Source organism: Curtobacterium flaccumfaciens, from assembly GCF_018598405.1.
Classification (GTDB): domain Bacteria; phylum Actinomycetota; class Actinomycetes; order Actinomycetales; family Microbacteriaceae; genus Curtobacterium; species Curtobacterium aurantiacum.
In genome coordinates this window covers 143988-164182 of the sequence record NZ_JAHEWS010000002.1, presented here as the reverse complement: position 1 = coordinate 164182, position 20195 = coordinate 143988, and the positions used below count along the sequence as shown (strand labels likewise).

General features: G+C 71.7%; 15 protein-coding genes. 8 read left to right on the top strand and 7 right to left on the bottom strand.

Translation table 11 applies throughout. The annotated features are described in order from the left end of the window. Nucleotides 1-166 precede the first annotated feature (166 nt). Nucleotides 167-1129: a UDP-glucose 4-epimerase GalE gene (galE, locus tag KK097_RS02290; protein ID WP_214528338.1), complete on the bottom strand. Its 963-nt coding sequence runs from the start codon at nt 1127-1129 to the stop codon at nt 167-169. A 24-nt stretch (nt 1130-1153) separates the two neighbouring features. After that, nucleotides 1154-2362 carry a mannose-6-phosphate isomerase, class I gene (gene manA, locus KK097_RS02285; RefSeq protein ID WP_214543572.1) on the bottom strand — a complete coding sequence of 403 codons (1209 nt, stop codon included), beginning with the start codon at nt 2360-2362 and terminating at the stop codon, nt 1154-1156. A 66-nt stretch (nt 2363-2428) separates the two neighbouring features. On the opposite strand from manA, the gene KK097_RS18550 reads away from it, so the two are divergent. Then, complete coding sequence (locus KK097_RS18550) at nt 2429-3808, top strand: O-antigen ligase family protein (protein WP_214543571.1); 1380 nt, start codon at nt 2429-2431, stop codon at nt 3806-3808. Between the two features lie 65 nt (nt 3809-3873). Here the strand turns inward: KK097_RS18550 and KK097_RS02275 are convergent, their stop codons facing one another. Continuing rightward, on the bottom strand, nt 3874-5250 hold the full coding sequence (locus tag KK097_RS02275; protein ID WP_214543570.1) for a hypothetical protein: 1377 nt from the start codon (nt 5248-5250) through the stop codon (nt 3874-3876). 107 nt (nt 5251-5357) lie between these two features. On the opposite strand from KK097_RS02275, the gene KK097_RS02270 reads away from it, so the two are divergent. Then, the gene (locus KK097_RS02270) at nt 5358-6644 is read left to right on the top strand and encodes an O-antigen ligase family protein (protein ID WP_214543569.1); all 1287 of its coding nucleotides are present in this window, start codon (nt 5358-5360) and stop codon (nt 6642-6644) included. Between the two features lie 168 nt (nt 6645-6812). Here the strand turns inward: KK097_RS02270 and KK097_RS02265 are convergent, their stop codons facing one another. After that, nucleotides 6813-7559: a polyprenol monophosphomannose synthase gene (locus KK097_RS02265; RefSeq protein WP_214543568.1), complete on the bottom strand. Its 747-nt coding sequence runs from the start codon at nt 7557-7559 to the stop codon at nt 6813-6815. Continuing rightward, nucleotides 7556-10042, bottom strand: coding sequence for a glycosyltransferase (locus tag KK097_RS02260; RefSeq protein ID WP_214528348.1), 2487 nt, complete (start codon nt 10040-10042; stop codon nt 7556-7558). Before KK097_RS02260 ends, KK097_RS02265 begins: the two co-directional genes overlap by 4 nt. A gap of 138 nt (nt 10043-10180) precedes the next feature. Between KK097_RS02260 and KK097_RS02255 the strand changes: the two genes are divergently transcribed. Beyond that, nucleotides 10181-11467: a glycosyltransferase family protein gene (locus KK097_RS02255; protein ID WP_214543567.1), complete on the top strand. Its 1287-nt coding sequence runs from the start codon at nt 10181-10183 to the stop codon at nt 11465-11467. An 82-nt stretch (nt 11468-11549) separates the two neighbouring features. Here the strand turns inward: KK097_RS02255 and KK097_RS02250 are convergent, their stop codons facing one another. Beyond that, a complete protein-coding gene (locus KK097_RS02250; RefSeq protein WP_214543566.1) occupies nt 11550-14111 on the bottom strand; it encodes a hypothetical protein in 2562 nt (853 codons plus the stop codon). After that, nucleotides 14111-14650: a hypothetical protein gene (locus KK097_RS02245; RefSeq protein WP_214543565.1), complete on the bottom strand. Its 540-nt coding sequence runs from the start codon at nt 14648-14650 to the stop codon at nt 14111-14113. Before KK097_RS02245 ends, KK097_RS02250 begins: the two co-directional genes overlap by 1 nt. Before the next feature lie 249 nt (nt 14651-14899). Here KK097_RS02245 and KK097_RS02240 point away from each other — a divergent pair, with 249 nt between their 5' ends. From KK097_RS02240 to KK097_RS02220, 5 genes are all read left to right on the top strand, one after another. Then, nucleotides 14900-15802: an ABC transporter permease gene (locus KK097_RS02240; protein WP_214528355.1), complete on the top strand. Its 903-nt coding sequence runs from the start codon at nt 14900-14902 to the stop codon at nt 15800-15802. Between the two features lie 3 nt (nt 15803-15805). Further along, nucleotides 15806-17035: an ABC transporter ATP-binding protein gene (locus tag KK097_RS02235; RefSeq protein ID WP_214528356.1), complete on the top strand. Its 1230-nt coding sequence runs from the start codon at nt 15806-15808 to the stop codon at nt 17033-17035. Further along, nucleotides 16954-18069 carry a glycosyltransferase family 2 protein gene (locus KK097_RS02230; protein ID WP_214543564.1) on the top strand — a complete coding sequence of 372 codons (1116 nt, stop codon included), beginning with the start codon at nt 16954-16956 and terminating at the stop codon, nt 18067-18069. Before KK097_RS02235 ends, KK097_RS02230 begins: the two co-directional genes overlap by 82 nt. Before the next feature lie 74 nt (nt 18070-18143). Next, complete coding sequence (locus KK097_RS02225; RefSeq protein WP_214543563.1) at nt 18144-19295, top strand: glycosyltransferase family 4 protein; 1152 nt, start codon at nt 18144-18146, stop codon at nt 19293-19295. Continuing rightward, nucleotides 19292-20146: a glycosyltransferase family 2 protein gene (locus KK097_RS02220; RefSeq protein WP_214528359.1), complete on the top strand. Its 855-nt coding sequence runs from the start codon at nt 19292-19294 to the stop codon at nt 20144-20146. Before KK097_RS02225 ends, KK097_RS02220 begins: the two co-directional genes overlap by 4 nt. Nucleotides 20147-20195 lie beyond the last annotated feature (49 nt).

Below are 20195 nucleotides of genomic sequence, written 5' to 3'. Positions count from 1 at the left end.
CACAACAATTGAAGTCGTTGCCTGTAATTACAGCGGTGTCATTCGCCTGAGTCAAGTCGCGGATCATAGAAGGTGCTGACCGCCCCAGCGTGTCATGTCCCCCGTTTGGGCGTGTCGCGCCGGTTCTGTCGACTTTGCGGGGGACACCTGACACGTCCTCACGCGCTCAGGATGCGCTGCGGCGGGCCTCCCAGGCACTCGAGACCATCTCGTCGAGGGAGTGTCGCATGGCCCACTCGAGGTCGCGGGCGGCGGCTTCACCGGTCGCGACGATGCGGGCCGGGTCGCCGGGGCGGCGCGCAGCGATCTCGGGATCGAAGGCGATCCCGGTGCCCGCCGCCATCGCGTCCATGATCTGGCGGACGCTCACCCCGTCGCCGCTGCCGAGGTTGTAGGCGCGCTCGAGCGGCTCCCCCGCCTCGAGCTTCCGCGCGGCCACCGCGTGGGAGTGCGCCAGGTCCGCCACGTGCACGTAGTCGCGCACGCAGGTGCCGTCCGGGGTGTCGTAGTCGTCGCCGTTGATGCGCGGGGTCCGACCTGCGAGCAGCGCGTCGAAGACCAGCGGGAACAGGTTGTGCGGGCTGGCGTCGTACAGGTCGGGCTCGCCCGAGCCGACCACGTTGAAGTAGCGGAGCGAGGTGGTGGTGAAACCAGCAGCGACCTCCATGTCGCGCAGGAGCCACTCCCCGATGAGCTTCGACTCGCCGTACGGCGACTCCGGGTTCTTCGGGGTGGACTCGACCACGGTCTCGACGTCCGGCGTGCCGTAGACGGCCGCGCTCGACGAGAAGACCGCCTTGGTCACGCCGGTCTCGGCCATCGCGCGGAGCAGGGTCGCCATGCCGGTGACGTTCTGCTCGTAGGTGTGCAGCGGGCGCTCGACCGAGACGCCGGCGTACTTGAACCCGGCGACGTGCACCACACCGGTGACGTCGTGCTCGCGGAGGGTCCGTGCGACGAGTTCGCCGTCGAGGATCGTGCCCTCGACGAACGGCACGTCGTCCGGGACGAACGCGCGGAAGCCGCTCGAGAGGTCGTCGAACGCGACCGTGTCGATGCCGGCCGAGCGCAGTGCTCGGACGACGTGGGACCCGATGTACCCGGCACCGCCGGTGACCAGCCAACTCATGCCCGCCACGCTAGCGGACGACGGCTACGCCCCGGTGGCGATGAACACCGTCGAGGTGATGCCGTCGGGCGAGTCCGCCTCGACCGTCACGTCGCCCTCGTCCGGCGTGATGAAGCACGCCTCCCCCTTGCGGAGCAGGGTGGCCGACTGCGCGCCGACGAGTGTCACGACGCCCTCGGTGCAGATGGCGATCGACGGTCCGACCAGCGGTGCGACACCGCCGGTGCTCATGCCCACCGGGCGGCCGTCACCGTCCACCCGCAGCAGCACGAAGCCGACGCCGTCCGGCGCGAACCGGTCGACGCCGGGGGCGACGCGCTCGGGCTCGAGGACCGGGGCCGGGTACGCGGTGAAGTCGAGCACGCGCAGGAGCTCCGGCACGTCGACGTGCTTCGGCGTGAGGCCACCGCGGAGCACGTTGTCCGACGGTGCCATCAGCTCGATGCCGAGCCCGTCGAGGTACGCGTGGATGTTGCCGGCTGGCAGGTACATGGCCTGCCCGGCGGTGAGGGTCACCCGGTGCATGAGCAGGGAGACGACGATGCCGGGGTCGCCGGGCCAGCTGGTCGCGAGGTCGCGGACCGTCGCGGTGTTCGGCGTGAGCAGGTCGTCGTCGAGGGCGACGGCGAGGTCGCTGGCGGCCTGCACCACGGCGAGCGCGGACTCGTCGGCGGTCTCGAGCCAGCGGACGGTGTCCTCGAGCCCGTGCAGCAGGTGCACCTCGAGCGGACCGAGCCGCCCGCTGCCGGCGTCGAGCACTCGGACCTCGGCCAGGGTCTCCTCGACGGGGCGGAAGCCGCTCAGCGCCTCGAACCGCTCGCTCAGGGCCACGACGAGCTCGGGCTTCGGGAACGGGTCCTTGTAGTTGCGTGCAGGGTCGTCGAGTGCGATGCCCTCGCGCTCTTCGCGGGCGAAGCCCTCCTCCGCCTGCTCCGGCGTCGGGTGCGCCTGCAGCGAGAGCGGTGCCGCCGCCGCGAGCACCTTCAACAGGAAGGGCAGCCCCGTGCGGTCCGGACCGAGTGCGGTCTCCGGCTCGTCGGCGATCCAGTCGCGGAGCGTGTCCGCGCCGCCGACCATCGCCGGGTTGACGACGACACTGGGACTGCCGGCGTGGGCGCCGAGCCACAGCTCCGCCTGCGGGGCCCCCGTGACGGTGCGTCCGAGGAGCTCCGGGATCGCGGTGACCGAGCCCCAGGCGTAGTCGCGGGGGGTGTTCGTGATGCCGAGGAACATGGGCCAGAGCCTACCGGCGCTCCCGAGGGAGTCCTGCTGACGGCGACCGGCCGGTACCCTGGCGTCGTGACGAACACCTGGCCGCTGGCGCGCGGGACCGTACCCGAGCGCGAGGCGTTCGCCTTCGGGGCGACCACCCTGTTCGTGCTGTTCGCGGGCGACGCCCTGCCGAACACCCTGACGTGGGTCGGCGCGGGTGTCCTGTGGGCACTGGTCGCGGCGTGGGGCATCACGATCCTGGTCCGGGCGAAGCCGCCGCTCGTCCGCACGCCGTGGGCGCTCTGGGCGTTCCTCGGCTGGTGCCTGGTGACGCTGATCTGGTCGCACTGGCGCTTCGCCACGATCTCGAGCCTGACCGTGCAGGTCATCTGTGCCGCCGTGGCGTTCACGATCGCCTCCACCCTGACGTGGCGCCGGATCACCGACGCCCTGAGCCTCGCGCTCCGCTGGGTCCTCATGCTCTCGCTCGTGTTCGAGGCCGTCGTCGCGGTGTTCGTCCGCCACCCGATCGCGCCGATCTGGACCGACTACGGGGACCGCGACGTCCCCGACGCCTTCTACTTCTCGCGGGCTGAGCTCTTCACCGGCGGCCGGATCCAGGGCCTGCCGGGCAACGCCAACCTGCTCGCGATGGTGGCCCTGCTGGTGGCGATCGTCGTCGCCGTGCAGTTCGCCGAGGGCCGGATCCGTCGGAACCAGGCCGTCGGCTGGCTCCTGGTCGCCGTGCTCGGCCTCGTCCTCACCCGTTCGTCGACGGTCCTCGCCGCCGCCGTCGTCGTCGCCGTCGTCGCGCTGGTCGCCATGTGGATGCGCCGGGTGCCGACCGAGCGCCGCACCCCGCGCTACCTGCTGCTCACGGTCGGCGCGGTCGTCGTCGCCGTCGCCGCGTCCGTGCTGCGCGGCCCGGTGTCCGAACTGCTCGGGAAGGGTTCGGACGCCACCGGCCGCGGCGAGATCTGGGGCAAGGTCCTCGGCCTGATCGACCAGCACCCGGTCGGCGGCTGGGGCTGGATCGGGTACTGGTGGCCCGGCATCCCGACGCTCGCCGACCTGGCGCACCGCAAGGGCGTGACCTACCTGCAGGCCCACGACGCCTACCTGGACGTCTGGATGCAGACCGGGATCATCGGCCTGGTGCTCTTCGCGATCTACGTGGTCACGACGCTGTCCCGCTCGTGGGCCTGCGCGACCCGCATCGGGTACGACGCCGCACTCCGCCCGCGGTCCTTCGACCCGGTGTCGCTCCTGCCGCTCCTGGTCGTCGTCGCCCTGCTGGTGCAGTCCGTCGCCGAGTCCCGCCTGCTCTACCAGGGGAACTGGGTGCTGTTCGCCCTGCTCGCGATCAAGACCCGCATCGTGCTGACCGGCGAGGAGCCCGTCTCCACCGGCGACGGCCCGCGGACGCCGCGCACCAAGCGCGAGTTCCGCTGGGCAGGCACGCGCTGACGCGCACCCCACCGCACCCGCACCACGCACCGCGCACCGCGCACCGCGCACCGACGGACACGACCTCAGCGCGACACCCACGAGCACGCCACCGGGGACGACCACGGGTTCGACCGCACCCGGGCGACCTCGAGTGACGGGTCCGCGTCGCAGGCCTCGACCGCCGTCGGCAGCTGTCCCGCCCACACCGGGCCCTCGCTCCGCCGGGTCTCGGCCGGCGCGACGTGCAGCACGGCCGACGCGACGACGGCGGTGACCACGCACCACCCGGTGACGGCCCCGACGAGGCGACCCGCGCCTCCCGTCCGTCCAGTGCCATGCGACCACCGGGGCGCGTCGACGAGCGCGGCGGCGGCGACCACCGCGGCGCTGACCAGCAGCAGGCCGGCCGCGGCGGCGTAGCGCTGCGGCGGCAGGGCGGCCATCGCGGCCACCGGGGCCGACCAGCGGACGCCGGCGTCGTCGTTGGCGAGCAGGGCCGCCCACCACACCGCGCCCGAGCCGACGGACAGGGCGACCACCATCCACCGGGTGCGGGGCGGACCGACGACGACGGCCGCGACCAGGACGAGCAGGAGCACGACGGCGGGCACGAGCACGACGGCCCAGCCGTGCTCCAGGACGGCCGTCAGGACGGCGCCGACGCGCGGGTCCCACGCGCCTCCGACGGGGCCGAGCAGGTACCCGGCGAGCACGTCCCGGACCGCGGGCGACCCGGGGGCGACCTCGCGCGGGTGCGTCAGGGTCGTGACGCCCTGCACCGCCAGGCCGACGAGCACGACGAGGGTGACGGGCAGAGCGGACCACGGTCCGGCCGCCCCGGCGACGCGGACGTGGGCGCGGCCGCGGCCGGGCCCGCCGGGCGTCCAGGCCAACAGCAGCAGGGGTGTGAACAGCACCGTCAGCGGCTCGGTGAGCACGGCCGCGCCCGCCACGACGGCGAGCGCCGCCGCAGCCCACCACGAACGGGTGCGGAAGGCGAAGACCCACGGCACCAGGACGAGCAGGTACCAGTGCAGGTTGGCCGCGTTGCCGCTGATCTCGTAGGGCGCGAGCGGCAGGACGACGGGGACGGCGGCGAGCACCAGCCGGAGCGGCCACGGGCGGACGACGTCGCGGGACAGCACGAACACCAGGGCGCACACCCCGCCGACGACGGTGCACGAGGCCAGTGCCACGACCTGCGCGTAGCGCTCGGGCGGCAGCGCGTACCCGAGGTCGACGATCAGCCGGGGCAGCAGGTGCACGTACCCGGCGTACGGGTGCAGCAGGGTGTCGAGCGGGCCCGTCGCGATCCGCTCGCGCAGGAACACGCCGCCGTCCTCGGCCCAGACGGTGTTCCGCGGCACGGGACCGAGGCGGTACCAGGCCAGCGCGGTCGTGAGCAGACCGACGACCACCGCGACGAGGGGGACGCCGGCGACCCTGCGCGCGAGGTCCATCCGGTGAGGATAGTTCGGTGATCGCGCATCGTCGATACAGCCACACCGCGATGCGGCGGGCTGGTCACAAGGTCGTGCGCCAAGATGGACGGGTGACGGACGGTCGGGTGAGCAGGAACGTGCTCGGGCGCCGGTACCTCTCCGCCTGGATCGGCTTCTCGGCCGGTGGACGGTTCAGCCAGGCGCTCGCGACGGTCATCGTGCTGTTCGGTTTCGGCCAGCCCACCGTCGAGGCACTGGTCGGTCGGGCGGGGACGTGGGCGGTGCTCGTGACGCTGTTCGTGCTCGCGGGCCTGAGCCTGCTCGGCCAGCGCTACCGGATCGAGTGGCACGGGGTCCTCCCCCTCTCGCTGCTGGCCTTCGTCGGCTACTGCGCGTTGAGCGTGCTGTGGAGCGAGTACTCGTGGGTGGCGCTCCGCGGCCTGGTGCAGACGGTGTGCTTCATCGGCCTCGGGCTGTACCTGGCGCTGGGCCGCGACCTGGTGCAGGTGATCCGGGCCTCGGGCGACGCGTTCCGCATCCTGCTCGTGACCGCCCTCGGGCTCGAGGTCCTGTCCGGCCTGGTCCTCGACGTCCCGTTCCCGGCGTTCGGCATCCGCGGCGACATCGCGTACGGCGGCCCGATCCAGGGCATCGGCGGCACGCGCAACTTCATGGGCTTCATCGCCGCGATGGCCCTCGTCACCTTCGTGGTCGAGTTCCTCACCCGCTCCGTCACCGTCTGGCGTGCGATCGCCTCGACCTCGCTCGCCGTCATCGCCCTGATGCTCGTGCAGTCCCCCATCACCGGGCTCGCGATGATCGCGCTCGCCGTCACCGCGCTGGCGCTCTGGTCACTCCGGCACGCACGACCGGCGACCAGACCGGTGGTCAACGGCGTCCTCGGTGCTGTCGTCCTGCTGACGCTCGCCGTCGGGGTGCTCGCCCGGCACCGTCTGCTCGCCGAGATCGGGGCGGCCGGCGGCACGGCCACCCGGACGGACCTGTGGTCGCAGATCCGGGTCCTGGTGGAGCGCTACCCGATCCAGGGCTGGGGCTGGGTGGGCACGTGGCCGACCGAGCCCGTCGTGCCCTACGTCACGCTCATCGACCCCGCCGGCGTCCGGTTCACCTCGGGCCTGAACGCCTTCGTGGACGCCTGGCTGCAGATCGGCTTCGCGGGCACGCTCCTCCTCGGCATCACCGCGTTGCTCGCCTTCGCGCGCGCCTGGGTGACGGCGACGACGTTCCCCGGGGTGGCGTACGTGTGGCCGGCCGCCGTGCTCGTGCTGCTCGCCGTCACCAGCACGGCGGAGAGCTACCTGCTGCACGGCGCGGGCCTGATGTTCTTCGTGACGGTCCTCGTGATCGCCGCGCGGCGCCGCTCGTGGCGCCGGCACCTGCCGCGCGTGTAGCCGCGGTGCGGCGCGACCCACCGACGGCCTGGAGGCCCGTTGCGGCCCCGCACCGCGCCTCCAGGCCGTCGCGCCCAGCGTTCCGGGCCCGCGCTTCGTGAGCAGGAAAGGTCGCCTGCGCGGAGGCGACCCGACCGTTCCTGCTCACGAAGCGAGCGAGCGAGCGCCCTACGGGCGCGTGCGGCGACCGAGACGGCGCTGCACACCCCACTGGGTGACGCGGAGCATCGCCTCGAGCACGATGGACCGGCTCATCTTGGAGACGCCGTGCACGCGGTCACGGAAGCGGATCGGCACCTCGACGATGCGGCCGCCGAGGGCGTCCACGCGGAGCGTCATGTCGACCTGGAAGCAGTAGCCCTTCGAGTCCACCGAACCGAGGTCCATCCGCGCGATCGCCGACGAGCGGTACACGCGGTACCCGGCGGTGATGTCCCGCACGTCCAGCCCGAGCACGAGCCGGGCGTACGTGTTCGCGCCCCGGCTCAGCGCCTGGCGCCGGAGCGGCCAGTCGACGACGGACCCGCCGGGCACCCAGCGGGACCCGATGGCGAGCAGGACGTCGTCGGACGCGGAGACGGCGTCGACCAGGGCCGGCAACCGGTCGGCCGGGTGCGACCCGTCGGCGTCCATCTCCACCAGCAGCGGGTACCCGCGATCGAGGCCCCACCGGAACCCGGCGACGTACGCCGTGCCGAGCCCGAGCTTGCCGGAGCGCTGCAGCAGGTGCACGCGGTCGTCCGCCGCTGCCAGGGACCGCACGATGTCCCCGGTGCCGTCCGGGCTGCCGTCGTCGACGACGAGCACGTGGGCAGCGGGCACCGCCGCCAGCACGGCGGCGGTGATCCCGCGGATGTTCTCGGCCTCGTCGTACGTCGGGACGATGACGAGGGCAGTGGTCTGCCCCGGGGTCACCGGTTGAGGCGCCGCTTCACCTTGCCGGCGACGCTGCGCGGGCCCTCGGTGCGCAGGTAGTGCACGGCACGGCCGAGGTCGTAGCGGACGCCGGAGAGCTTCTTGCGGTCCGGCACGCGCACGCGCATCTTGTGCGGCTCGATCGACGATGTGGTGTCGCGCACCGACTTGTCCGCCGCGCGGATCGGGTTCCGGCAGAACTCGACGAGCGGGGCCAGGACGTTCTCCCACGTGAACTGCTCGCGCACGCGGTCGACGTTGCCGATGAACTCGGTGCGGGCCTTCTTGTCGAAGAGCGCCGTCTCGAGCGCGGTGGCCAGGCCGTCGATGTCCTGCTCGTGCACCGCGATGCCGAGCTTCTCCTCGGCGACGAGGTCACCGAACGAGTCACCGGCCGTCGTGACGATCGGCAGGCGGGCCCAGAGGTAGTCGAGGATGCGGGTGCGGAACGAGAACGTGGTCTCGAGGTGCTCGTAGTGCGTCGAGACGCCGGCGTCGGCCTCGAGCAGGTACGCGCCGCGCTCCTCGTACGGGATCCACTGGTCGTTGAAGAACACGTGCTTGCCCGTGAGGCCGAGGGCGTCGGCCTCGGCGCGGACCTTCGCCACGATGTCCATCTCGGGGACGTCGGGGTTCGGGTGCTGCACGCCCATGAAGAAGAGCTTGACCGACGGACGGCGCTCGGCGAGCTGCGCGATCGAGCGGACCAGGGTGATCGGGTCGAACCAGTCGTAGATCCCCCCGCCCCAGACGACGAGCTTGTCGTTCTTGCCGATGCCGGGCACGACGCCCTTGACCCGCTGCTGGTCGTGCACCGGCGGGGTCGACGACAGCCCGAACGGCACGACACCGATGAGCGAGCGCAGGTCGGCGTCCCGCGAGTACGTGCGGGCGTTCACGCGGCCGGAGCCGGCGAGCTGGCCGAGCCAGAACATGCGCTGACGCTCCGAGGCACAGATGAAGTAGTCGCCGAGCTCGAGCTGGTGGTTCAGGGTGTCCGAGGCGTCGAGGATCTGACGGTTCCACTTGTCGACGTCGTCGCTGCGGCCCTGCTCGAGCTGCTCGAGGTGCAGCGGGTCGTAGACGTCGACGACCAGGATCTTGCTGGTCGACTCGAGCACCGGGAACAGCCGGAGCGCGTGACCCTGCACGATGATGACGTCGGCCCAGCCCTCGTGCTCGACCATCTGGCGCGGGTGGCGGTGCGGGACCGTGACGACCTCGTACGACGGGTCGATCGGCGACGAGCGGGTCAGGCTGACCACGCGGACGTCGTGCTCGGACGCGAGCTGCTTCGCCATCTGGGTCGCGCGGATCGCCGGACCGGCCATCTTCGCGCCGATCGAGTCGCCGGTGATGATGAGGACGCGGCGGCGGGTGCCGACCTCGAGCACGCCGAGGGAGTGCACGATCTTGTCGTAGCCGGCCAGGTAGTTCTCGATCGGGTACGCGGGCTCGTCGCGGTTGCCGAACAGGCGGAGGAGCTCGCGGTCCGACCGGACGCGGGTCGCCTGGATCTGCCGGCGGGACTCGGTCATCGACGGCAGCTGCTCGACGAACTGGTCGACGCCGTAGATGCCGGCCATGCTCGTCTTCGGCACCGGGATGGTGGGCACGCTGTCGTCGCCGGGGTTGCGCAGGTCGAGCTCGGTGGAGTCGAGTTCCCCGCGGCCCACGGCACGGCGGACGGCGAGTGCCAGCGAACCGGGCAGCGCGGCGGCGAGCTGCTCGTCGCCGAGGTTCTTGTAGAGCGTGAATAGGGCGTTCCGCTCGAGCAGGTAGGTCTCGCGGAAGTCGCCGAACTTGTTCATCGACGCGTGGTGCTTGTGGAACGCGACCGACTTCGGCTGGTACCGGAAGCGCCAGCCGAGCAGGTTGAGCCGCCAGCCGAGGTCGACGTCCTCGTAGAACATGAAGTAGCGGTCGTCGAAGCCGTCGAGCTGCTCGAAGAGCTCGGCGCGGATGAACATCGCGGCGCCGGTGCCGAACAGGACGTCGGTCTCGCTCTCCCACCGGCCGGTGTCCGGCGACCCGGCGAAGGGCTTGTAGCCCATGCCGTACCAGGTCATGGCGGCCTCGGTGAAGTCGACGTTGACGCCTTCCCAGTCGAGGACCTTCGAGGCGACGGCGCCGATGTCGGCACCAGAGGCGAACGTGGCCATCGCCTCGCGCACCCAGCCGGTGTCCGGGCGGGCGTCGTTGTTGAGGAACGCCACGACCTCGCCGGAGGACTTCTCCACGCCGAGGTTGCAGCCGCCGGTGAACCCGAGGTTCGCGCCGGCGTCGATCAGGGTGAAGTCGAGGGTCGAGGCCTTCAGACGTCCGAGGTGCTCGGGGCCCGAACCGTTCTCGACGACGATCACCTCGAGCTTGTCCTGCGGCCAGTCCTGCTTGCGGAGTTCCGCGATGCTCGTCAGGGTGTCGTCCGTGCCCTTGTAGTTCACGAGGATGACGGACACGACTCCCGGCTTGCGCTCTGTCACGCGAGTTCCTCCAGCAGCTGCCGCGCACCGGGCGCGGATCGATGGCTCGGCCAGCGAGGTGCCGCGGGCCGATGACACCCTACAAGGCGCGCCCAGCGACTCCCTGTCGGCGCTGCGGATTCGTGCAGAATGGCGTGCGTGACCGCAGTGATCCCGAGCACCCCCATGTCCTCTCCCCTCCGCGAGGACTACGCGGCCCTCGCGGCCGACGAGCACGCCGAGGGCCCCCGCGGCACGATCCGCTTCGCGGTGTCGACCGCCGACCCGGCCGAGGGTAAAGGCGACCTGTTCGTCGCGCTCGGCCTGGCGCGGGCGCTCCGGGCCGAGGGCTGGGGTGTCGCGATGTGGCCGCTCGAGCGCTGGGGTGAGGAGCTCCCCGCCGACACGGCCGTCGTGGTCAGCATGATCGAGTCGTTCGTCCCCGGGTACGTTCCCGCCGGCACCGCCCTGGTGGCGTGGGTGCGCAACTGGACCGCCCGGTGGGCCGCTCTGCCGTACCTCGACGAGTTCGACGCCGTCTGGACGTCGTCCGGCACCGCCCGCGACGCGATCGCGGCGGCCTACACCGGCCCCGTCGAGGTCGTGCCCATCGGCGTCGACACCGAGCTGTTCACGACGGACGTGCCCGGACCGCGCGAGCGCACCGACCGCGCCGTCACGACGGTCAACTTCTGGGGCGTCCGTCGGCGCGTGCAGGACGTGCTCGCCGAGGTCGCCCCGGCGGAGCCGATCGTCTGGTTCGCCGCGAACGTCGACCACGTCGAGGCCTCCGCGGGCGTCGAGCTCCGTCCGGCCGTGTCCTACTTCGCCCTGCCCGAGGTCTACCGTGCCGCCGGCTTCGTCGTCGACGACGTCATCGAGCCGGCCGCCGAGTACGGCACCCTGAACTCCCGCCTGTACGAGTCGCTCGCGTCGGGCGCGCTGCCCGTCACCGACTGCGCGCTCGGGCTCGACGAGCTCGGCCTGTCCGACGTGCCGGTGTTCGAGGACGCCGACTCGCTCGAGCGCGTGCTCGCCATGCCCCGCGAGGAGCGCACCGCCCTGGTCGCCCGGCTGCGCGCCGTGGTCGTCGACCGGCACTCCTTCCGCAGCCGTGCCGAACAGGTCGGCCCCTCGCTCGACGCCGCCGTCGCAGCCGCCTCGGGTCGGAGCGGCGGGCGGAGCGCGTTCCTCCGCTGGGCGACCGCGCAGCGCGAGACGCTCCGGCAGGCGGAGCACGACCGTGACGTCCACCTGGCCGGCGTGCACGACATCAACGCGCGCCTGGTCGCGTCGGAGCAGCAGGTCGGCGCGTACGACACCGCCCGCCGACTGGCCGAGGCGGAGCGCGACCAGATCGCGGCCCGCTTCGAGGGCCTCACCCGCTCCCCCGAGTACCGCCTGCTGCACGGTGTGGGCCTGATGGCGCGGCGCGTGCGCCGCTGACGGCCGTCGACGCGACCACGTGACGGACGGGAGGCCCGGTACCAGCTGGTACCGGGCCTCCCGTCCGTCGTGTGGTGACCGTCTACTGCACGGTGACGGTCTTGGTGCCGAAGCTCTTGTAGGTGCCGCTCGGCAGGTCCTGGAAGTAGACGCGCACGGTGTGCGTGCCCTTCTTCACCCCGGTGAGCTTCCGCGACAGGCCGACGTCGGAACCCCAGTCCGGGTGCACGGCCTGCACGTCGGTGCGGGTCGCGTTGACGGTGCCCGGCGAGACGGCCACGCCGTCCAGGTGGATCTTGTACTTGACCGGGTCCCAGACGTCCGGGTCGATCGCCCAGCCGGCCACCGTGACGGTGCCCGTGCCGCCAGTGGCCGACTCGTACAGGCCCTTGACCGAGCCGGTCTTGCCCGTCTTGCCGGTGGTCGGCGGGTCGGTGACCGTCACGCTCTTCGTGCCGAAGCTCTTGTACGTGCCGCTCGGCAGCTCCTGGAAGTACACCCGCACCGTGTGGGTGCCGGCGCTCAGCCCCGGGATCTTCAGGGAGAGCCCGACGTCGGAGCCCCACGCGGGGTGCACGGCCTCGACGTCGGTCCGCTTGGCGTTCGCCGCACCGGGGGCGATGGCGACGCCGTCGACGTGGATCTTGTACGCGACCGGGTCCCAGACGTCGGGGTCGATCGCCCACCCGCGCACCGTGGCGCTGTTCACGCCGCCGACCACGGACTCGAACGCACCCTTGACCGAACCGGTCTTGCCCGTCTTGCCGGTCGTGCCGGACGCGTCGGGTTCGGCCGTCGAGGCGGCGCTCACGGTCACGCTCTTCGTGCCGAAGCTGACGTACTTGCCGCCCTGCAGGTCCTGGAAGTAGACCCGCACGGTGTGCTTGCCCGCCTTCAGGCCGGTGAGCCGGAGCGTCAGGCCGACGTCCGAGCCCCACGTCGGGTGCGTCGCCTCGACGTCGGTGCGCGTGGCGTCCGCGACACCGCTGTTCGTGCTCACGCCGTCGACGTGGATCTTGTACTTGACGGGGTCCCAGACGTCCGGGTCGATCGCCCAGCCGCGCACCGTGGCCGTGCCGACGCCACCGGTGACGGAGTCGTACGAGCCGCGCACCGTTCCGGTCTTGCCGGTCTTGCCGGTGGTCGGGGCGTCGACGACGACCGACTTCGACGCGACCTTGACGTACTTCGTGCCGGGCTTGTCCATCACGTACAGCGTCACGGCGCGCTTGCCCGCGCTGATGCCGCCGATCGTCTTCGAGAAGCCGAGGGTGCTGCCGACGCCGGGGTAGACCTTCGCCACGTCGGTGCGGGTCTTGTCCGCCGTGCCGGTGGCCTTGCTCACGCCGTCGACGAGGATCTTCCATGAGCCGGGCTTGGAGGAGTCGGGGTCGAGGACCCAGCCGCTCGCCGAGATCGTGCCGACGCCGCCGGTCGCCGAGTCGAGGACACCCTTCGGCGCTGCGCTCGTGATGGTCCGGGTGTAGCAGCCGAGCAGGGTGTTCGCACCGCGGCCCTGGTTGATGGCGTAGCTGCAGACGGAGTGCTTGCCGAGGCTCAGCCCGGTCAGTTCGGCCGAGAACCCGTGCCTGGTGTTGTTCGCGCCGAGGGTGCCGGCGAGGTCGCTGCGGGTCTTGTCCGCGGTGACGGTCTTCGTGCCGGCGCCGTCGACGTAGAACGCGACGCGCAGGGCGTTGGTGGTGTCGGGGTCGGCGGCCCACCCGGTGACGGTGATCGACGAGGTGGAGGTCGCGGTCACGGAGTCGACGTCGCCGTACGGGTTGCCGCCGCCGGCCGCGGCACCGAACCAGTCGGTGTACATGCGCCAGAAGTTGCGGTTGCCGTAGGCCGAGCAGCTGTCGCCGGAGCCGTAGAGGTTCGACATGGCGGCGGCGTTCGGGGTGTACGGCGTGTAGATGTACAGCCCGGCGGTGGCCTGGTTCTGGATGTAGACGGACTTCCGGCCGCACGCCGAGTTCGGGTTGAGCAGGATCGAGTTCGTCCGGCCCGCCTGGTACGCCCACGACGTCGGGGACGCCTGGTACCGCTTGAACTGCAGGGCGGCGGCGTAGACCTGCTGGCCGAAGCCGTAGTAGGCCGGGTCGCACGGGGCGGTGTCCGGGCACGCGAAGCCGGTGGCGTGCAGGTACATGTAGGACGTCGGCGAGGACGTCGTGACGATGCCCTGCTCCTTCTGCAGGAGCACGAGGAGCACCTTCTGGCTGATGCCGCACGCGGCACCGACCTGGGCGATCATCGTCGCGGCCGTCTTGGTGCCGCCGGCGATGGCCTTGCACCGACCGGAGACGGCGCCGATGGAGCTCATCTTCTGCGAGAAGTCCTTCAGGCAGGCGGGGCCGCCGGACGCCTTGCGGCAGTTCGGCGCGACGCTCGTCAGGAACGACTGCACGGCGGCGGCGCTCATCGCCGAACCGTTGTAGAAGTTCGCGTCGCTGATGATGTTGCCCGGGTCGAAGTCCGAGGCGACGGCGGCCGAGGCCGACCGGGTCGTGGCCTGCTCCGCGAGCACGGTGCCGAAGGTCAGGCCGCTCACCGCGACGGCAAGGGACGCGACCAGGGCCAACGAGCTCCGGAGGGACCGACGGACGGGTCGGTCGGGGCGGGGGGAACGGGTGGGACGCATCACGGGACCTCGGCGGTCAGGGGGTCGGACGTCGTCGACGCGGAGCCGACGGCGTAGGTCAGGGTGACGGACCAGGTGCCGCTCGGCACCTTCGCCGCGGGGAACGACACCTGCGCGCAGTTCACCGACGAGGCACTCGCCTGCGCGGTGCTCGTGGCGGTGCGCGTGACGCCGTCCTTCGTCGCGGTGAAGGTGCACTTCCCGCTCGTGTCGGTGGTGCCGGAGACCAGGCCACCGGCCTGGAGCGTCTTCGACCCGGTGTCCCAGCCGGCGTAGGTGACGACGGCCGTGGCCGGGAACGACGACGGGTCGGTGTCCGGCTGGCTCGTCGCGCCGCTGCCCGGGAACGCACCGGGGGTGTCGTCGTCGGAGGCGCTGCCGCCGTCACCGTCGTCGGGCGCACCGTCCGTCGGCGTCGAGGCCGTGTCGGTGGGGGCGGTGGTCGCCGAGTCGTCGGTCGGGGTCGCGCTCGGGGTGCGCGAGGCGGACGCGGACGGCGACGGGGTGGCGTCGTCGCCACCACCGGAACAACCGGCCAAGAGGAGACTGAGTGCACCGACCACCGCGAACGCAGCGATCGGCCTGGATGCGAGGAGCATGCTGACGGGCCGTCCTGTGGATGTTGACAAGGGTCCGGGTTGCAACAACGGTAACTCGAAAGTGAAGGTTGAGGGTTGGATCGGCCGGAATCACCCCCACTCGGGGTGCACGACGACCGTCGCCCAACCCCGCCGCGCGGGCCCGGTGAGTATGCTGTTCCGGTCCTGCCCCCACGAACGAAGAGACGTATGGTCGACCAAGCCCGCATGACCGCGCTCGCGGCGGAACCCCTCGTCGTGATCGGCGCTCCGACGAGCGCCTTCCGCGGGACCTTCCGCGAGCTGCGCGACGTCTTCCGGCAGCGCGAGATGCTCGGCATGCTCGTCCGACGTGACCTGAAGGCCCGCTACAAGGACTCGGCACTCGGGTTCGTGTGGACGCTCGTGCGCCCGCTGACCCAGCTCCTCATCTACTACTTCGTGATGGGCCAGGTGCTCGGAGCCGCGAAGGGCATCGACAACTTCGCGATCTACGTCTTCACCGGCTTGACCGCCTACACGCTCTTCAGCGAGATCGTCGCGGGGTCGACCAGCTCGATCGTCGGCAACAGTGGCCTGATCAAGAAGGTCTACATCCCGCGCGAGGTCTTCCCGCTCGCGAGCGTCGGCGCCGCCCTCGTGAACTTCACGATCCAGTTCGCCATCCTGCTGGCGGCGACCGTCGTCATCGGGGTGTTCCCGTTCCACGAGGGGCTGCTCTACCTGATCCCCTCGCTCCTGGTGATCCTGGTCTACGGCGCCGCCATCGGCCTGGTGCTCTCGGCGCTCAACGTCTACCTGCGCGACGTGCAGTTCGTCATCGACGTCGGCCTCATGGTGCTGCTGTGGGCGTCCCCGATCGTGTACTCGTACTCCATGGTCGTCGCGCGACTCAAGGTCGACTGGATCCTGGCGGTCTACACGAACAACCCGCTCACCCTGTCCGTCCTGGGCATGCAGAACGCGATCTGGATCCACGACCCGGCGAAGGTCGTCTACCCGGACCACCTGCTGCTCCGACTCGCGATCGCCTTCGTGATCGGCGTCGTGCTCCTCATCGGTGCGCAGCGGATCTTCTCCCGCCTGCAGGGCAACTTCGCGCAGGAGCTCTAGACCATGGCCATCAGCACCCCCGTCGCCCCGACGACCACCGGGGACACCACCGAGCGCCCCGACGTCATCGTCATCGACCACGTCCGCAAGCGCTTCACGGTGCGCAAGGACAACACCCTGCGTGAGCGCATCGTGACGCTCGGCCGTGCCGGCCGGAAGCACCGCCAGGACTTCTGGGCCCTCGACGACGTCACCGTGTCGATCCAGGCCGGCTCCACCGTCGGGCTCATCGGCCAGAACGGCTCCGGCAAGTCGACCCTGCTCAAGGCGATCGGCGGCATCATCCAGCCGACGTCGGGCACGGTCTCGCGCCGTGGTCGCCTGGCCGCCCTGCTCGAGCTCGGCGCCGGGTTCCACCCCGATCTGTCCGGCCGCGAGAACGTCTACCTCAACGCGAGCCTGCTCGGCCTCAGCCGGAAGCAGACCGACGAGAAGTTCGACGACATCCTGGCGTTCTCCGGCATCGGGGACTTCATCGACACCCAGGTGAAGTTCTACTCATCGGGCATGTACGTGCGACTCGCCTTCGCCGTGGCCGTGCACACCGACCCCGACGTCCTGCTCGTCGACGAGGTCCTGGCCGTCGGTGACGAGGCGTTCCAGCGCAAGTGCCTCGACCGCATCCGCACCTTCCAAGAGGCGGGGAAGACGATCATCATCGTCACGCACTCGCTCAGCCAGGTGCAGGAGATGTGCGACCGCGTGGTCCTGCTCAACAAGGGCAAGGTGCTGCACGACGGTGACCCGGTCGCCGCGGTGAGCATGTTCCGCGAGGTCCTCGAGGAGCGCCGGCTCGGCGAATCGAGCACCGACGTCGCCGTGGGTCGCGGCAAGGTCCTCGGCGCGAGCGTGCGCGTCGACGGCAAGGAGCCCCGCGCCGAGGTCATGCCCGGCGACGACCTGGTGGTCGAGATGGAGTTCGAGCACCTGGACGGCATCGCCGACTGGGAGGCCGCGGTCCAGATCAACAACGCCGCCGGCCAGGTCGTCTACGGCACCACCACGGGCATCATGGGGCTCACGCTCCATCCGCTCCACGGTCGTCGGAAGCTCCGCCTGCGGATCGCCGACACCGCGTTCGGCACCGGCAAGTACTTCATCAACGTGTCGATGATGGACTCCGCCGGCCGCCACCTGCACGACATGCCGGAGTGCGACTCGTTCGAGGTCCCCGCCTTCGAGAACGCCGTCGGCACGGTCTACGCGCAGCCCTCGATCGAGGAGCTCGACTGACCCCGGTCGACGGCACGCTGCGCACCGCGGTCGTCGTCGTCAACTGGAACCGCGCCGACCTGACCACCGCGGCCGTCCGCGCCGTGCTCTCCGAGGGCACGGCCGACGAGGTGATCGTGGTCGACAACGGGTCGTCCGACGACTCGGTCGCCGTGCTCCGCCAGGCGCTCCCGGACGCCACCGTCATCGCGCGGGACGACAACGGCGGGTTCGCGGCTGGTGCCAACACCGGCATCCGGCACACGGACACCGACGTCGTCGTGCTCCTGAACAACGACGCCGTGCCCGGGCCGGGCTTCGTCGCGGCGCTCCGCGACCACCTGGCGCACGCCGGGCCCGAGGTCGCCGCGGTGACGGGCCGCATCGTGCTCGCCGGACGCTGGACGGGCCTCCCGGCCGGTGTGGAGCCCGCCCACGGCCAGCGCGTGCTGCGTGACCACGACGGCCGTCGCTGGACGCCGTCGGCGGACGGCGAGGTCCGGCTCAACTCGACCGGCGTCCGCGTCGACCGCGACGGCAACGGCATGGACCGCGACTGGTTCGCGCCCGTCGACCGCGTCGCCGACGTCGACGTCTTCGGCTTCTCCGGCGGTGCGTCCGCGCTCCGGCGCACGGCACTGGACGACGTCGGCCTGCTCGACGAGTCCCTGTTCATGTACTACGAGGACACCGAGCTCGCCTGGCGGCTGCGCCGCCGCGGATGGCGCGTCGAGCACGCGGCCGACGCGGTCGTCGAGCACGACCACTCGGCGTCGTCCGGCGTGCAGAGCGACCTGTTCGTCTTCCGGAACGCCCGCAACCGCATCGTCGTCGCGCTCTGGCACGCCCCGTGGCCGACCGTCGCACGGGCGGGTGCCCGCACCCTGGCGCGCGGCCTGCGCGGGCTGGCCTCCGGTCGCACCCGCCGGGAGGCGCGGCTCGTCCTGCACGCGCTGGTGGACGTCGCGGGGACCCTTCCGGTGCACCTCGCGCGGCGGCTCCGCGAGACGCGGCGCGCGTCCGTCCCGCGCCGCAGCGTGGACCCGGGCGCATGAGCGCAGCGGGCTATCCTGGACGCTCCCCCGTCGACGGCCCCGGCCACGACGTCACCGCCCGGAAGGAACCACGCGTGCCGCAGCTCACCGTCCTCGTCGACGGGACCGCGGTACCGGAGGCCCTCGGCGGCGTCGGACGCTACGTCGAGGGGGTCGTGTCGCACCTGACCGACCCGTCGCTCGACGTCCACCTGGTCGTCCGCCCCGTGCACGCCGCACACTTCCGTGCGATCGCGCCGCACGCGACCGTGCACACGGCGCCGTCGTGGACCGACTCGGTGCCGCTGCGCTTCCTCTGGGAGCAGACCGGGCTGCCGGCGCTCGGCCGTCGGCTCGGGGCGCAGGTGCTGCACTCCCCGCACTACACGTTCCCGTTCGGCTGGCGCGGCGGGTCCGTCGTCACGCTGCACGACGCCACGTTCTTCTCGAACCCCGAGTGGCACTCGCGCCTGAAGCGCACGTTCTTCACCTGGTGGAGCCGTCGGTCCCTGCGCACGCGGCCCGTCGTCGTCGTGCCGAGCGCCGCGACCGCGACCGAGGCCGCCCGCGTCGTCCGGGGCATCCGCGCCGACGTCCGGGTCGCCCCGCTCGGCGTCGACCGCACGGTCTTCCACGAGCCGGAGGTCGCGGCGATCGAGGACGCCCGCATCGCGGCGACCCTGCCCGAGGGTGCGCCGTGGATCGCGTTCCTCGGCACCATCGAGCCGCGGAAGAACGTCACCGCACTGCTCGACGCCTACGCCGCAGTGCGCGCCGCTCGCGCAGCTGCCGGCTCGGAGACCCCGTGGCTCGTCCTGTCCGGGGCCCGCGGGTGGGACGAGTCGGCCATCGCGCGACTCGACGCTCTGCAGCCCACCGACCTCGTCATCGAGGCCGGCTACCTGCCGCTCGAGGACCTCGCCGGGTTCCTCGGTGGTGCCGAGTTCGTCGTCTACCCGTCCCTCGGCGAGGGCTTCGGGCTGCCCGTGGTCGAGGCGATGGCCTCCGGCGCGTGCGTCCTGACCACCCGGCGGCTGTCACTCCCCGAGGTCGGCGGCGACGCGGCCGTCTACAGCGAGCCCGACGCGACCGCGCTGGCGTCCGCGATGACGGCGCTGCTGGACGATCCCGCGCTCGTGGCGTCGCACCGGGCGGCCGCGTTGTCCCGGGCCTCCTCGTTCACCTGGGAGGCCACGGCAGCCGTGCACGTCGAGGCCTACGAGTCCGTCGCCGGGGGTGCGCGGTGATCCGGGTCGCGGTGCTCACGGTCACCTACAACACCGGCGAGACCATCCGCCCGTTCCTGGCGAGCGTCGCCGGCGCGTCGAAGGACCCCGTCGCCGTCGTCATCGCGGACAACGGGTCGGCAGACATCGACGCGCTCCGGGCGATCGGTGAGTCGTACGGCGCCGTCGTGGTGTCCTCCGGCGGCAACCGCGGTTACGGCGGTGGCATCGACGCGGCCCTGAGTGCCCTCGACGACGTCCTGCCCGACGTGCGCCCCGAGTTCCTGCTCGTGACGAACCCCGACGTCGTGCTCGGCGAGGGCTCGATCGACGAACTCGTCGCCGCCGCCGACCGGTTGCCGTCCGGCGGGTCGTTCGGGCCCCGGATCCTCGACGACCAGGGCGAGACCTACCCGTCCGCCCGACAGCTCCCCTCGCTCCGGACCGGGCTCGGCCACGCGGCGTTCTCGCGGTTCTGGCCGGCGAACCCCTGGAGCCAGCGGTACTGGTCCACCACGAAGGTCGTCGAACGCGAGGCCGGCTGGCTCTCCGGCGCGTGCTTCCTCATCCGGACGTCGTTGTTCCGCGAACTCGGCGGGTTCGACGAGTCGTACTTCATGTACTTCGAGGACGTCGACCTCGGGCAGCGCGTCGGCCGCTCCGGCTCGGCGAACGTCTACGTGCCCACGGCCGTCGTCACGCACACCGGGGCACACTCGACGTCGTCGAACCGGCGCCGGATGGAGATCGAGCACCACCGCAGCGCGTACCGGTTCCTGTCGCGGAAGTACCGGGCGTGGTGGCTGTGGCCGCTGCGCGTCGTGCTGCACGCCGGCCTGTCGCTCCGCGCCCGCTGGGTCACACGCAAGTAGCTCGGGCGGCCTGTTCGCAAAACACCGGTGTTCACGTGTTGCACCGCGG